This window comes from Candidatus Thiosymbion oneisti (genome assembly GCF_004359955.1).
GTDB classification, from domain to species: domain Bacteria; phylum Pseudomonadota; class Gammaproteobacteria; order Chromatiales; family Chromatiaceae; genus Thiosymbion; species Thiosymbion oneisti.
Genome location: NZ_SMSC01000021.1, coordinates 18,415 through 33,264 on the forward strand (window position 1 = coordinate 18,415; position 14,850 = coordinate 33,264).

A 14,850-nucleotide genomic window follows, 5' to 3' on the forward strand; every position below is an offset into this window, starting at 1 on the left:
TCGTCATACCTCGAAGGGCCTGAAGCCCTGATCTTCTTGTTGCTCTTCCTCCACCGCCAGTCCGCACTCCAGCCAGTTCCGTAGCTCGTCAATGGTCAGCTCGTAGCGGCCTTTGGTCTTGGCGAGGATTGATTTGATCACCTGGTCGCGCCTGGCGGCCGGCAGCGGAATCTTGTGCAGATGGAAAAGATCCTTCAAATCCTCTTCGGCCAGATTCTCCATCTCGTCCAACAGACGTACCACGCTGTTGCACAGATCCAATCCGCGCTGGGCCTGGCGAAACCAGTCGCGGAATCTCGGCGGGTCCTTGACCACGAAAGAGATGCCGACCAACAGGTACTGGCCCGGTTCGAGCAAGTCGGGATAGACCCGGTCGCACCAGTCGAAATAGTCGCGCAGGGTCTGCGGATTGATGGTATTTGCCAGCATCTCCGGCGAGGCATAGGGACGGGTGATGACCGGTCGATGATTCAGATAGGTCAGGACCTGTCGCTCGCCCTGGTTCTGCGTGCGGATACGCGCCGGGATATCCTCCAGGCTGTTCACCCCGAAGACCTCCAGGGTCACCTCGCGGAAGGCGATTGTCGGGTCCGCCAAATGATCCGGCCAGGCCGGATTGACCGGATAGACCTCTGTCGCTCCGGGTAGGTCCAGCTCCAGCTCGGAAGCCAGACGCTCATGGAACAGATCGATGCCCTCGCCCGCACGCCCGTACCAGACGAAGAACAGACAGCGCGGCCGCTTGTTGCGCAGCATCTCGCGCACCAGGAAGCTAACGGTGCCGAATTGGTGGATGCGATCCACCTTGAGATGCCACTCATCATCCTTAATCCAGTGTTTGACCGGCGGATTGGCCCGCCATTCGGCATACTGTCCGTACAGCACCGGCGTCATCCAGCACACGTCCGCCAGTGACAGATCCAACTCGGGCGTGCGTTGGTAGACCTCTTGCAAGGCCAGGTGCGGGGCCCGGCCCTTCAGGATCACAGCCTCCCACAGGGCCATGGCCTGGGCTTGGGCCGCCGGGATCACCGCCTTGGTGCGATTAGTCAGGACCGCCGGTGCCTTTATCTGCCGCCCCACCCCGAGATAACCGGCCGCATCCCCCTGGCAGCAATTGACATAGACCAGCCTGGGAGGGTCCTCCAACTGGTTGATACACTGGGCGAAACCCGTCACGGGGATCTTCCGGGCCTGCCCCTGATGAGTCGCGAAGATGAGCTCGCTACGGTGTTCCGTTCCCCTGCCGTGGCCATAGTAATAGATCAGGTGTGGCCTGAACTCCGGCAAGACCGCGACGAATTCATCCCAGTCGTCTACGCGGCGTAAATGCTTGCCCCACTGCATGTGGGCATCACGGCTACTCAATTGCTCCTGCAATGCTGCCAGATGGGCATCCGCATCCGTGCCTTTGACATCCGTCGGCTGGGGGGCGATCACCAGCAGGCGCGGCGCCGGCGGCAATTCCACGGCCCGCAGACCGTGATGCAGCTGTATGGTCCCCTCGTCGTCCGGCCGGACAAAGGGTTCACCACGCAACAATACCGACCAGCCGCAGATGCTCAATAGGTCCTGGTCACGTGCCAGCAACACCCAGGGCAGGCGGGTGATCTGCTCATCCGGGCTGGCGAGATGCAGGATGACTTCGGAGGCATCTCGCAGCTTGTTTTGCTCCGCCGGCGGCAGGCGGGCAATGGTCTGGGCATACAGATACCGCCCGATCTCCAGTTGGTCGCGGTCGTCCAACAACCCGGCATCGTCATTTTTGAATTCGATCAGCAGCCGGACCAGATCGCCCAGGGTATAGGACCTGCCTTTGATCCGTACCTGGGCCTGCTCGCCCAGCTCTAAACCTGCCAGATGCAGCATTTGGCCGCCTGTTTCGGTACCGGCGTAGGCGCTGGTGCCTTGGGCTCGGATATCGAAATAGACTCGCATGGGTCTTTCCTGCCTGTGTGGTCTTGGTATACAGGGCAACCGAATAATAATCACTGCCTCTGAGGTTGCTTCTCATCGGTGGTTGTTGCGAAGCAATTCGGACATCTCGCATTCCTCTCAATGTTGAGATTGCATCAAGGCCGATAGTACGTTGGTGTCGAGAACGATCATTCCCCGAAGCTCGCAGAGCGTGCCTCGATACCCCGTAGCTCGGGCAGATCCGTATCCAGGCCCTTGCCTTCGAAATGAGCGGCGATGCGTGAACCGAGCCCGATTTGCGGGCCTTGCTCGTCACGAATCGCATTGCAAAGGATCTCCCGGACCTCCTCCTCCATGCTCCTTCCATGACGCGCAGCGCGGCGCTTGAGCCTTAGTTCGACGATTTCTTCCAGCTCTCTGACGATCATTTGGGCCATCATCTTTCCTCGTGATCTGCTGGTGGAAGACTGTCACGATAGCATTTGCCAAAGTGTTTCGCGCGGTGTCTGATAACCGTGGGTCGTAGGTCACCAGCCAGAGCAGGCTATGGGTGTCCGGTAGGACTCTGCTCGGAAACAGAACAGACAAGGATGTGGTGAGTAACACGAACCGCATCGACACGGGCCGATCGGTCGGATGCCTATAACCCATGTTCCGGGTTCCCGCCGGTTTGCCGTCCCTGGCGTCCGGATTCCGGCGTCCCAGCCGGAATGACGGCCGGATAGTTGGGATGTCCCCGATGGCTGAGTGTGGAGTGTGAAAACAGGACTGCCTTCTTCATTTCATACTTATCACTTATCACTTATCACTTATCACTTGATCTCGTCGGTCTGAGGCGAGGCCCCGCTGGTAATAGAAGATCCTCCCAGCTACTCCGCCCCCCACAAAATCAAGTAGCCATCGCTATCCCCCGACACGGCCCGCCGGCCGTCCGGTGCAAAGGCAACGGAGGAGATCCCATTGGAATGCCCGCTGAGGGTGCGAATCTCTTTGCCACTGCTCAGGTCCCATAATTTCAGGGTACCGTCACCACTGCCCGACAGTACACTACGACCGTCCGGTGCAAAGGCAACGGAAAAAACAGCGTCGGAATGTCCGCTGAAGGTGCGGATTTCTTTGCCGCTGATCAGGTCCCATAATCTCATGGTATCGTCCACACCTCCTGACAGCACACTGCGTCCGTCCGGTGCAAAGGCAACGGACATGACACTCCCAGAATGTCCGCTGAAGGTGCGGATCTCCTTGCCGCTGCTCAGATCCCATAATTTGAGGGTATTGTCCCGACTTCCCGACAGTGCACGGCGTCCGTCCGGGGCAAAAGCAACGCTGTAGACAACATCGGAATGTCCAGTGAAAGTGCGCAGTTTCTTACCGCTGTTCAGATCCCATAGTTTCAGGGTATTGTCCCAGCTTCCTGACAGCACACTGCGTCCGTCCGGAGAGAAGGCAATGGCATGAACTGCGTTCGAATGTCCTGTAAAGGTCCGGATTTCTTTGCCGCTGATCAGGTCCCATAATCTCAGGGTATTGTCCACACCTCCTGACAGCGCACGGCGGCCGTCCGGCGCCAAGGCAATTGCAAAGACACCGGAAGGCCCGCTGAAGGTACGGATTTTCTGGCCACTGCTCAGGTCCCACAGCTTCATCGTACTGTCATCACTTCCTGACAGCACACTGCGCCCGTCCGGTGCAAAGGCAACACCCTGGGGCCAAGCGATATACTCGGAATGCGCTTTGACCTTCCAGAGTATTTTCCAGTTGGCATAATCCGGCGCAGGGTCTTTGGGTGCAGATTTTGGGGGTTCCGCTGTTGCCAAAGGCCGGAATAACAAGAGGGGGTCACCATTGCCGGAGAAATCATCAGGGTCGAGGCGCAAGGCCGCAATCAGCTCGTCCTCGCTGATGTCGGGCGTGCTTCCGGGCTGAAAGAGTGCGACCAATGAGGCGCTATCCCATCTCAGCGATCCGGCTCTGGCGAAGCTTCCGAGGGCTGCATCCAGCGCCGACCGATCCGGCTCGGAAAGGAAGGTAGCGGACGGGTCCTCCAGCCACCAAAGGGCCTGGGTAGCGGAGATCGGAAGCTGTTCCAACAGGACAGGCATCCGATCCAGGACCGCTTTTCCTGCGGTCGGATAGAGGCGGAAGATGGCATCCAGGGAGCCGGTGGCCAGCAGTGGGTCATAGCCGGACCAATGATCCGGGGTGGACTCCGGGTCTTCAGCAATTTCGATGCCTATACTCAATTGACGTCCCAGCGGCTTGTCCGGGACATCCGTGGCTTCAAGTCGCTCGCGCCAACTCTGAGGCGGCGTGGTTCCGTCCTGCAAACAGATAATCGCCTGCAGGCCCGCCGTGATCTCTTCCATACAAGGCCGCTCGATTTCCCTTTCCGCCACAAGCAGCCGGGCCTCTTGGCCCTCGGATACCCTGAATGCATAGTCCTGCCAATAGCCCCCGCCGAACAGTCTTAATCTGTAGTCCGTATCGGGTTTGAGCCTTAGCTCGGCAGGCAGGTCGGAGACCATACCCCGGATTCCATCCGCCGGCTCGCCGGCGTTTTCTTGCGGCTGTTCTTGCAACAGGGCCAGGGCATCCACGCCTTCTACCCTCCAGTTCGGCTCCGGTTGTGGAACGGACTGCACGGCGAGCCAAAGGCTCCAGGCGATCATCGCCAGCAAGGCCGTGCCGATCAGGCCCGCAACCAGCCGTTGCCCGCTGCGCAATGGATGGTAACGGCGGCGTTTTTGTTGCAGGGGACTGTCGGGCAGCCAGGTGAGAGACTGCAAGATCTCGGGAGACGGCTGGTTTGCCAGGGGGATCTTGTCCGCTTCGCCGGAGTCTGCCCCGCCAGACAGGCCGAATTCCTGGAGACGGTTGCTGAGCGCGGCAGCGAGCGCCGGGGTCCGGGCCAGAGCGGCCAGCTCCGGCGTGGGCCGACCCAGCTCCAGGTCGAGCAGGGCGCGTCGGCTTTGCCAGTCGAGTCGGGCCAGACCGCCCGCTTCCAGCTCCCTTCCCGCTTGGTCCAACTCATCCCGGATGAATTCCAGGACCTCGCGGCGATTTTTTTCCGGTCGCGTCACAAAGCCCTGCTTCAACAGCCGCCGTGCCGCGGGAGCAAAACGGATACCTTCCGCGTCTTGCCAGGTGCCTGGGAGGTCCAGCATCCGTTCCAAGCGCGTGGCGGCTAGATGCGGGTAAAAACGCCGGCGCAACCTGTCCGCAAGGCCCCTGCTGCAGGGGTGCAAGACCGAGCAGTCCTGAGCCCAGGACAGGGTATCGCCGAGCCGGGACGCCAGGGCGGCGTCGGTCAGCTCACCCCTGACGATGGGCGCGGCGACATCAGGTGCCTGGGTCCTGGCGCCCCATTCGCTGAGGAAGCCTTTAAGCGCCGCGCCAATGCCTTGGGCATCGGCGGTATAGAGCGGCAGGCCGTAGCGCCGCGCGGGATGCTCCGGCGACCAGCGACGAGGCTCGCGGTAGTCCAGCCAGGCGCACTGGGGCCACTGTTTGAGATCGGTCCAGGCCGGGGAGGGTCGGATCCGGGAGCCATCGCTGAAGATCAGGATGATGAAGGCAGCGCGGGTCTCTTCCAGATCTTCCAGATGCCCTACCCCGCCGTGCTCCACTCTAAAGCGGGCGGGAGAACCCTTGAAGGCGCCGAGGACCACGGGAACCCCGCGCTGCCCAATGCCCACGGCCAGCTCTTCCGCGGTCCGGTTCCAGCTCGCCCTGGCGCGCCTGTCGCGCAAGATGAGCAGGGTGCGGATATGTCTGCGCCGGTGAAACCGCAGCGCCGGCAGTCCGCCCTGATCCAGGGTGGCCTGGATGGTAGCGGGCACGTCCAGGGTCGCCGCCGGCCGGTCGCTCTGAAAATAGCTGACGGCATCTGCCGCCTCATCCAGGGTATCCCGGTCGAGCAGAGGAGCGGGCCCCCCGCCGACCTGCGCCAGCGAGAAACGTCGGGGTTTGTCTGCATCCCATTCGAGGGGCGCGGGAAAACGGATCTTGCGGTTAAACCCTGGATAGACCAGATAGGCGATCAACCCTAGATAGACCGGATAGGCGATCAACAGCAGCAACAGAGCACCGGACAACAGAGCACCGGACGCCCAGGCCGGTTTCTTCCAGGTGGCATCGAGTTGGGGCAGGGAGACGTTTTGAATGTCCTCGACATAGGGGACCTTCTTGTAGGTTCGGGTCTTGTCGGTTCGGGTCTCGTCAGTTTGGGTTTTATCGGGCTGGGTCTCGTCGGTTCGGGTCTCGTCAGTTCGGGTTTCCAGCTCATCCTCTTGGCCTGAGGGAGATTCTGCCCTTGGCTGTGGTGCGGTCGGATCGACCACCTGAGCTGGATCGGGCCTCGGCCAGTAATACCAGATTGCCAGACCCGTGATTAGGGCCAGGATCAACAGTAACCAGGCTGATCGTGATCGGGAACGGCTATCCGGTTGATCGGGTACCTCGGGCGGGATAGGGGTTGGCGGTAGCGGGGAAGATACCGGTGGCCTGTCCGGTGCGGCTTCCAAATTTCGCAGGTCGTTCAGAAAGGCTTGGGTGTCGATCGCTTCTGCGACCGCCTCGACCTCTGCGGAAGATAGGGAGAAGTAGCGGTCGAACTGGCGCAACAGGAGGTTTTGCTGGTGTTCGCTCTTGGTCAGCAGTACCGCCAGGGTGTCGCGCAAGCGGCGGCGCGTCCAGGGTCCGCTCCCCTGCAGGGCCTGGGCAATGCGGCGATAGTCACGGACCCGAACCCGAATCCCTTCGGCGTCGAGTCTGAGGAGGAAGTCACGTAACGGGAATTGGGCCGACACGGGCTAGGGAGCGTTCTCAATCTGGAGTTTTTACTGTACTGCATTAGAACCACGGATAGACACGGATAAACACCGATTGTGATCCGTGTTTATCTGTGTCCATCCGTGGTTCTTCGGTGCGGTTCATTTGAGAACCCCCCCTAGGCTGCTTACCCCCGGCTGAAGGTTAGACTGATGGCCCCACGTGCCCCCGCCTTGGCGGTACCGATCAATGCCACGCCCCCCTCGGCGCTTATCTCCAGGCTGACCTCCACTTGGTCCAGCTTGAAGCTACCGACGGCCTTGAGGTCTTGGAAGAGTGAATCCAGTTGGCCGGTCAGCCTGCTGAGGGACTGTTTGAGGGTATCGACATCGATTTCGGCAATCTGTCGTTCAACCTGATCCCCCAAGCCGAGGACATTCGAAGGGGATTCAGCATCTCCTACCACAACGGGAATTTTGTCTGCCATCTTGTTGGACTCCATAATGAGATACGAAAGCATATTTTGTCCTGATAGGCGCGACCCTGGGTAGTGGTAAATTTTCAAGTGGTCAGCGTAGAGCGGTTCAGTATGGTGCTAAGACGGTGACGGCGGCGTCCGCCGGAGGGGTCGGGGTGTGGGAGCTACGGCGGCCGGAGCGGCAATTGCTGGCCGGTTGCCTGCTCCTGGTTGCACTGGGCTTTCTGATGATACTGGGCTCGGGTCAAGCGGCGGGCCGCCGGCTCGGGCTGTTGGATCTCCTGCCCCTGCTCACCTACGCAGCGAGCCTGCTAGTGATCCATCTGACCCTGGTGCTGTTCCGATTCCGGGGTGATCAGATGCTGCCGGTCGTGGCGGCCTTTCTGTCCGGGCTTGGGCTGCTCGCCCAGTATCGGCTGGGCGCCTTCGAGGGTGCCGATCGGTGGGCAAACGTGCGTTTTATCTTTCCCGGCGGGGTCCTGGTCATGCTGGCGGTCTGTATCGCCGGGATGCGGGGGCGCTATCGGCGGCTCGCCGCGTGGCCCTGGGTCTGGGCGGGGCTGTCCCTGGTCCTCTTGGCGGGCGTGCTGATCACGGGGCAGCGATTCCGCGGCGCTGTTTATGCGCTGGGCTTCATCACGCCCACCGAGCTGCTCAAGATAACGGTGCTCCTGTTCCTGGCCGGCCTCATCGACCGGGACGCCAAGGCCCTGGGTAGTTGGCGCCCATGGCTGGTGCCGCCGTTCGGGGCACTGCTGCCCCTGCTGGGATTCTGGGCCCTACTGGCGGGACTGCTGTTGCTGCAACGGGACCTGGGGATGTTCGTCATCCTCAGCGTCGCCCTCTTGGTGCTGCTGGTCGTCGGTACCGCCCGCTGGGGCTATTTGGTCTACGGTATCCTCGCTGCGACGGGGGTGGGCTATCTGATGCTTACCCTGTTCGCTCACGGGCAAAGACGCATTCAGGCCTGGCAGGCACCCTTTGACGATCCCACCGGCACCGGCTGGCAGATCCTCCAGGGCCTGTCCGGGATGTATTCCGGCGGGCTGTGGGGGGAGGGCTTCGGGCGCGGCAACCCGGAATATACCCCGATCGCCGAGTCGGACTTCATCTATTCGGTGATCGGTGAGGAGCTGGGCTTTTTCGGCTGCGCGGCGGTGGTCGTGTTCTATCTGATCCTCTTCGCGCGCGGGTTGCGGATCGCGGGCCGGACCGGCCCTCCATTCGGGATGCTGCTGGGCCTCGGACTGACGACGGTCACCGCGACCCAGACCTTCCTCAATATCGGCGGCGTCACCAAATTCATCCCCTTGACCGGTATCACACTCCCCTTCATCAGCCAAGGTGGAAGCAGTCTGCTCGTCGCCTTTTTCACCCTGGGCCTGATCCTGGCGATCTCAGATGGGGAGGTCGCCAAAACACGCCCGCAGCAAGACAAACCGAAGCGCCGGCGGGGGAGGGCAGACGCTTGAATCCACTCGAAAACATGGCCTTGGCACATCTAATAGCTACCGGTCGCCAGCTACCGGCTTCCAGCTGCGCGGAGGGAAACCCTCTGGTGGTAGGAGCGATTCCGCGGCCTCATCGGAGCCATCGGGTTATTTTCCCATACTCAATCAGACCTGGCTAGAGCGCGAGCGGATAGGGACAGGCCCCGTGCCTGCCCTCGGATAGGGCAATCACAGGGGGGTTGTCCCTAGGTACCCCTGACGTGTTCTTGCGCTGTTTGGATGAAACTACCTAGTCAGGGAGTTTTACGTTCCGCGCCGCTCATTGCAACGAGCTCGCAGCCTGCTCATCCGTTAGCTCCGCAAGCGATGCCGGGAAGCAGGGGGACGCCGACAGGAAGTTACTGTGCTAGACTGCCCGCATACGCATGCAATAATGTCTGCGTGCAATCTAATAAAACTGTTCGGCCGCCAATAGTTGTGTGATACACATTGAGCAAGGGGTGGGTAACCCAATGCCATTAAGTTAAGCGTTACTGGTCGACAAAAAGGAAGAAAAACTATGAATCACGCGAATCCTCACGAAATTGTCATCCCGAACCGAAGGGAGGGATCTTGTTCGCGCCGATTCGCGCGCTTCGTCGTTCTGCGCTCGAAATGACAATTGATAAAATCGGCGTAATCGTTCAACCCCCTAAAGAGGAGAGTGAAAATGCGTGACAACATCATAAAAACAGCCTGTGTTATCGGACTGCTCACGTGGTCTGCGGGAACCTTCGCCGAGGAAACCTCGACCTCGATTATCGAGGTCGGGGAGCCGGCCCCACAACTGGTGCCTCAGTTTGGAAGCAGATCATCACGTATCACCTTCGAAAACCAGGGACAAACCCTGGTGGGGATCCTCACGGAACCCGAAACGACTCCCCCCTATCCGATCGTCGTGATGCTGCATGGGTTCAGCGGTAATAAGGATGGATTCTCCCAACCTTTGCAAGAGACGGGAGAAACCATGTATGGCCGTACGGCCCGGGTGTTCGCCGAGCAAGGGATTGCCAGCCTCCGCATCGATTTTCGTGGGAGCGGGGAGAGCGATGGTGACTTTGCGGATATGACGTTCACGAGACAGATCAGCGATACCCTGACCGCCATCGAATACGCGGCCAATCTTCCGCAGATAGATCCTGAACGCATGGGGCTGCTTGGCCGCAGCCAGGGTGGAATAATAGCTCCGAGTACGGCAGTCAAGGACGATCGAATCGATTCGATGGTGCTTTGGGTGCCCGCCTCGATGCCCTATGCGAGCTACAGCGACGTTTTCGGACCGAAAACGGTGCAAGCTGGACTGAATGCCGCGGACGGTGAGGTGTTTTCCTTCACGACATCCTGGGGGGCAACTTTCGGTCTCAAGCGTCCCTTTTTCGAGGGTCTGTTAAAGGTCGATCCGGTGGCCGAGATTGTTCGCTTTACCAAACCCTTAATGGTGGTCGTCGGTTTGCAGGACACTATCATCAAGCCTCAACCCCAAATGGGGGAAATTTATCTGCGGTATCACGATGGGGAGGAGGCCTTGGTCATACTCGATGCCAATCATTTTATCAATATCCCGGAGCAATCGGCCGAGCTCGATAAGGCCATTGCCTGGAGCACGGATTGGTTTATTAAAACCTTGATAGAGGAAGAGCACCATGAAGAGTCCGAAGAGTCCGAAGGATTCGAAAGGTTTTTCGACAGATTCGGATTTGATCTAAGGGGTTTTTGCGAAAGACACCCTAAAGGGCCTTTTTGCGAGAGCCTTTTTGCGAATTAAAGACCCTCTCTGGCTCCCACGCTCCAGCGTGGGAGGAAGTCCGGACGCTCCAGCGTCATAAAACATTGGCCGCTGGAGCGGTTACAATTGCATTCCCATGCCGGAGTGTGGGAACAAGCCAATATCTGTGTGCAGTCTACAAGTCTAAACTCGTTTCGTTGGCCGTATAATGAGAGGCATCAATATATGCAAAGAAATATTGAAGAATTAGCGTCAGAATTAATTCGATTGTCCAAGAGAGAGGTTAGAAATAGCTAGGTTTCTCCTTTTTTTGGATAATTATTCTACGGCCCCCGGTGATGTCAGTTCCGCATGGGAAAAAGAAATTACCGAATCTCGCTGCGCTCGAAATGACAATTGATAAATCGGCGTAATCGTTCAACCCCCTAAAGAGGAGAGTGAAAATGCGTGACAACATCATAAAAACAGCCTGTGTTATCGGACTGCTCACGTGGTCTGCGGGAACCTTCGCCGAGGAAACCTCGACCTCGATTATCGAGGTCGGGGAGCCGGCCCCACAACTGATGCCCCAGTATGGAACCACCTCATCACGTATCACATTCGAAAACCAGGGACAAACCCTGGTGGGGATCCTCACGGAACCCCTAATGGATTCTCCGTATCCGATCGTCGTGATGGCGCATGGGTTTAGTGGCAATAAGGATGGACTTTCTGTGCCGGTGAAGGGGACGGAGGAAACCATGTATGGCCGGACGGCCCGGGTGTTCGCCGAGCAAGGGATTGCCAACCTCCGCTTCGATTATCGGGGGAGCGGGGAAAGCGATGGCGACTTTGCGGATATGAGGTTCACGAGACAGATCAGCGATGCCCTGGTCGCGATCGAATATGCGGCCAATCTTCCGCAGATAGACCCTGAACGCATGGGGCTGCTTGGTCTCAGCCAGGGTGGGGTGATAGCTCCGAGTGCGGCGGCTCGGGATGATCGAATCGATTCGATGGTGCTCTGGTCGCCGGTCGCGATTCCCTATGCAACCTACACCATGGACGTTTTGGGACCGGACACGATAGAAACCGAACTGGATCTCGAAGGAGCCGGATTGACTTTCGTAGAAGCCGGACTAAATCTCGATGATGGTGAGAGTCTTTCCTTCACATTCTCAGGTAGGACTTTAGAGCTCAAGCGTCCTTTCTTCGAGGAACTGTTGAAAGTCGATCCGGTGGCCGAGATTGTTCGCTTTACCAAGCCTTTGATGGTGGTCGTCGGTTTGCAGGACGTCGGCATCAAGCCTCAACCCCAAATGGGGGAAATTTATATGCGCTATCACGAAGGGGAGGAGGCCTTGATCATACTCGATGCCGGTCATGTTTTCAATATGCTGGAGGGACCGGAGGAGCTCGATAAGGCCATTGCCTGGAGCACGGATTGGTTTACCAAGACCTTGATAGAGGAAGAGCACCATGAAGAGTCCGAAGGATTCGAAGGATTCGAAAGGTTTTTCGACAGATTCGGATTCGATCTAAGGGGTTTTTGCGAAAGACACCCTAAAGGGCCTTTTTGCGAGAGCCTTTTTGCGAATTAAAGATCCTGTATGGGCACCTTGAAAAGCTGCTTTCCCGGCGATTTTTCAAGACGCGAAGTGAAAACCCGGTTTTCACTTCACGCCGATTCGCGCGCTTCGTCGTTTTTTCTTTCGTATTCCGGCCCACCACGACCAGCGGCCAACAACTAACTTAATGGCATTGGTATCCCACTCCACGTGGATACTTGAATTTTTTAAGGTGCCCATCAGAAAGCTAATCTCCGGTGGACAGACCGGCGTTGATCAAGCGGCACTCAAGGCCGCTTTGGCCGCCGGCGTTGAGATCGGTGGATGGTGTCCACCGAATAAGGAATGTGAAACCGGAAAGATCCCAGCTGAGTTTCCGCTGGTCCCAACCGATAAGGCGCGCAGCGATTCGGCCCCGGCTGTTCCGAGGTCACTGCGAACGGAACTGAACGTAAGGGACTCCGATGCGACCTGTATTATAACTTCATTGAATCTTGCATTGGTTGATAGGGGTACTGAATGGACTGCAAGTTGCACGGCACGTTTTGGTAAGCCGTTACTCAGTGTCGATGCATATGATGATGCAGCCGGCGACAAGATCGCAGAATGGATCGAGAAACATAAAATCGAAACATTGAATGTTGCCGGACCAAGCGAAAGTACCGCTCCGGGAATCGGCGCCCGAACCTTTAACATCATTTTTAAGGTTTACTTAACAGGGTCGAAACCAGTGTCTTTTCACGGTCTCATGAGAACAAGGTCCGGCACGGGCCGCCGATGGCGGCGCTGAAGCCTAAGCGTCATTCGGCCAATCCCCTGAGTCCTATTCTCGGAGACCCTTCATGACACCCGAAGCCTACGCCGATCTTGCCGATCAGGGCTATAACCGGATCCCCATCGTCTGCGAGGTACGCGCCGACCTCGATACCCCACTGAGTATCTATCTCAAGCTGGCGGCCGGTGCCTTCTCTTATCTCTTCGAATCCGTCCACGGCGGCGAGAAATGGGGCCGCTACTCCATCATCGGGCTGCCCGCCCGGACCCTGCTCAAGGTGTACGGCAAGCGCGTGGTCCTGGAGCGAGACGGCACCATCGTCCACGACCGGGAGGTCACGGACCCCCTGGCCTGGATCCAGGACTTCCAGGCCCGGATCCAGGTCTGTGAGCAACCCGAGGAACTGCGCTTTGCCGGCGGTCTGGTGGGCTACTTCGGCTACGACACCATTCGCCATATCGAGCCCCGACTGGCCCGGTGTCCGAATCCGGATCCCATCGGCACCCCGGATATCCTGCTCATGGTGTCGGACGAGGTGGTGGTCTTCGACAACCTGTCCGGATCCATGTATATCGTCAAGCATCTGGACCCGACCGCCGGGGATACCCTGGAGGCCGGGGAGGCCCGCATCGGCGAGCTGGTCGGGCGGGTAACGCGCGCAACTCCCCGCCCTGCCCGCAGACTGTCCAGGGAAGTGCAGGAATCCGACTTCGTCTCGGGCTTCACGGAGGACGGCTACCGCCAAGCAGTAGACCGCATCAAGGACTATATCCTGGCGGGTGATTGCATGCAGGTGGTGCTCTCGCAGCGTTTGTCCATCCCCTTCGGCGCAGCGCCGCTGGACCTCTACCGGGCCTTGCGCGCGTTCAACCCATCGCCCTACATGTACTTCCTGGATCTGGGGGGGTTCCAGATCGTGGGCTCGTCACCGGAGATCCTGACCCGGCTGGATGCCGGTGTGATCACCGTGCGTCCCATCGCCGGCACCCGCCGCCGCGGCCACACGGAGGCCGAGGACAGGGCGCTGGAGGCGGAGCTCTTGGCCGATCCCAAAGAGCTCGCCGAGCACCTGATGCTCATCGACCTGGGCCGCAACGACACCGGGCGCGTGGCCCGAGTGGGCACGGTGCGGGTCACCGATCGCTTGCTCGTGGAACGCTACTCCCACGTCATGCACATGGTCTCCAACGTGGTGGGGGAACTCAAGGACGGTATGAGTGCCATCGACCTGCTGCGGGCCACCTTTCCTGCCGGCACCGTCTCCGGCGCACCCAAGATCCGGGCCATGGAGATCATCGACGAGCTCGAGCCGGTCAAGCGCGGCATCTATTCCGGAGCGGTCGGCTACCTGTCCTGGAACGGCAATATGGACACGGCGATCGCCATCCGCACCGCCGTGATCCGGGACGGCACCCTGCACATCCAGGCCGGTGCCGGGATCGTGGCGGATTCCAGGCCCGAGCTCGAATGGAAGGAGACCATGAACAAAGGCCGCGCCATCTTCCGCGCCGTAGCCATGGCCGAGGCGGGTATCGACCGTCATCTGTGCTCGGATGCAGCCGGTGGGCACAGCCCACCCTACATGGAAAGGGTGTCGTAATCGAAACCGGGAATCCGGGCGACGTGGAACCGGTCGGCGAAGGCGTTGCCGAACGGCGGATCAATTATGGCCCTGGATACCGGGTGTATTTCGGCCAGGATGGTCGGCAACTCGTGATCCTACTTGTCGGCGGGACGAAGAAGCGTCAACAGCGCGATATCGTCCAGGCCAAGGCGTACTGGAGAAACTACAAAAAGCGTAAGGAAGGAGGGTGAGGCCATGCCGCTTACCAGAGATTTCAAAGACACCATCGAGGCACGGGCCGAACGGGACCCGACGTTTCGTATTGCCCTGCTGGAAGAAGCCCTTGATGCGTTCCTGAACGCCGACCTGGAAACCGGCAAGTTGCTCCTGCGCGATTGTGTGAATGCGACCCTCGGTTTCGAGACCTTGGGCGTACAACTGCACAAAAGCCCTGAGAGCCTGATGCGCATGTTAAGCACAGAGGGCAATCCGCGCGTGGATAGTCTCTTTGCTGTGGTCTCCCACCTGAAAACCCACGAAGGCGTGTCCTTCCGTGTGCACTGCTCCACCGGACCGCAGTAAG

11 protein-coding genes are annotated in these 14,850 nt (G+C 59.1%); 7 read left to right on the top strand and 4 right to left on the bottom strand.

Going from position 1 to position 14,850, the window contains the following annotated elements; genetic code table 11:
• Positions 1-3 precede the first annotated feature (3 nt).
• The 4 genes from E1958_RS13090 to E1958_RS13105 all read right to left on the bottom strand — a co-directional run bounded on the left by E1958_RS13090 (position 4) and on the right by E1958_RS13105 (position 7,174).
• Complete coding sequence (locus E1958_RS13090; protein WP_133512264.1) at positions 4-1,938, bottom strand: hypothetical protein; 1,935 nt, start codon at positions 1,936-1,938, stop codon at positions 4-6.
• Positions 1,939-2,105: 167 nt separating this feature from the next.
• Complete coding sequence (locus tag E1958_RS13095) at positions 2,106-2,357, bottom strand: FitA-like ribbon-helix-helix domain-containing protein (RefSeq protein ID WP_243725270.1); 252 nt, start codon at positions 2,355-2,357, stop codon at positions 2,106-2,108.
• Positions 2,358-2,786: 429 nt separating this feature from the next.
• A complete protein-coding gene (locus E1958_RS13100; RefSeq protein ID WP_133512265.1) occupies positions 2,787-6,725 on the bottom strand; it encodes a WD40 repeat domain-containing protein in 3,939 nt (1,312 codons plus the stop codon).
• A 149-nt stretch (positions 6,726-6,874) separates the two neighbouring features.
• On the bottom strand, positions 6,875-7,174 hold the full coding sequence (locus E1958_RS13105; RefSeq protein ID WP_133512266.1) for a Pepco domain-containing protein: 300 nt from the start codon (positions 7,172-7,174) through the stop codon (positions 6,875-6,877).
• A 116-nt stretch (positions 7,175-7,290) separates the two neighbouring features.
• Between E1958_RS13105 and E1958_RS13110 the strand changes: the two genes are divergently transcribed.
• From E1958_RS13110 to E1958_RS13140, 7 genes are all read left to right on the top strand, one after another.
• Complete coding sequence (locus E1958_RS13110; protein ID WP_243725271.1) at positions 7,291-8,637, top strand: FtsW/RodA/SpoVE family cell cycle protein; 1,347 nt, start codon at positions 7,291-7,293, stop codon at positions 8,635-8,637.
• Between the two features lie 688 nt (positions 8,638-9,325).
• On the top strand, positions 9,326-10,420 hold the full coding sequence (locus E1958_RS13115) for an alpha/beta hydrolase (protein ID WP_133512267.1): 1,095 nt from the start codon (positions 9,326-9,328) through the stop codon (positions 10,418-10,420).
• Between the two features lie 404 nt (positions 10,421-10,824).
• A complete protein-coding gene (locus tag E1958_RS13120; protein WP_133512268.1) occupies positions 10,825-11,961 on the top strand; it encodes an alpha/beta hydrolase in 1,137 nt (378 codons plus the stop codon).
• 154 nt (positions 11,962-12,115) lie between these two features.
• Positions 12,116-12,718, top strand: coding sequence for a YpsA SLOG family protein (locus tag E1958_RS13125; RefSeq protein ID WP_133512269.1), 603 nt, complete (start codon positions 12,116-12,118; stop codon positions 12,716-12,718).
• 52 nt (positions 12,719-12,770) lie between these two features.
• A complete protein-coding gene (gene trpE, locus E1958_RS13130) occupies positions 12,771-14,303 on the top strand; it encodes an anthranilate synthase component I (protein WP_133512270.1) in 1,533 nt (510 codons plus the stop codon).
• The gene (locus tag E1958_RS20350; RefSeq protein WP_341534755.1) at positions 14,249-14,518 is read left to right on the top strand and encodes a type II toxin-antitoxin system RelE/ParE family toxin; all 270 of its coding nucleotides are present in this window, start codon (positions 14,249-14,251) and stop codon (positions 14,516-14,518) included. Before trpE ends, E1958_RS20350 begins: the two co-directional genes overlap by 55 nt.
• 4 nt (positions 14,519-14,522) lie before the next feature.
• On the top strand, positions 14,523-14,849 hold the full coding sequence (locus E1958_RS13140; RefSeq protein WP_133512272.1) for a helix-turn-helix domain-containing transcriptional regulator: 327 nt from the start codon (positions 14,523-14,525) through the stop codon (positions 14,847-14,849).
• Position 14,850 lies beyond the last annotated feature (1 nt).

What these genes read in the sequence shown, in the direction of transcription:
- E1958_RS13090 (WP_133512264.1), bottom strand. Translation starts at nt 1,938, where the DNA reads ATGCGAGTCTATTTCGATATCCGAGCCCAAGGCACCAGCGCCTACGCC.
- E1958_RS13140 (WP_133512272.1), top strand. Translation starts at nt 14,523, where the DNA reads ATGCCGCTTACCAGAGATTTCAAAGACACCATCGAGGCACGGGCCGAA.
- E1958_RS13105 (WP_133512266.1), bottom strand. Translation starts at nt 7,174, where the DNA reads ATGGCAGACAAAATTCCCGTTGTGGTAGGAGATGCTGAATCCCCTTCG.
- E1958_RS13120 (WP_133512268.1), top strand. Translation starts at nt 10,825, where the DNA reads ATGCGTGACAACATCATAAAAACAGCCTGTGTTATCGGACTGCTCACG.
- E1958_RS13125 (WP_133512269.1), top strand. Translation starts at nt 12,116, where the DNA reads ATGGCATTGGTATCCCACTCCACGTGGATACTTGAATTTTTTAAGGTG.
- E1958_RS13095 (WP_243725270.1), bottom strand. Translation starts at nt 2,357, where the DNA reads ATGATGGCCCAAATGATCGTCAGAGAGCTGGAAGAAATCGTCGAACTA.
- E1958_RS13115 (WP_133512267.1), top strand. Translation starts at nt 9,326, where the DNA reads ATGCGTGACAACATCATAAAAACAGCCTGTGTTATCGGACTGCTCACG.
- trpE (WP_133512270.1), top strand. Translation starts at nt 12,771, where the DNA reads ATGACACCCGAAGCCTACGCCGATCTTGCCGATCAGGGCTATAACCGG.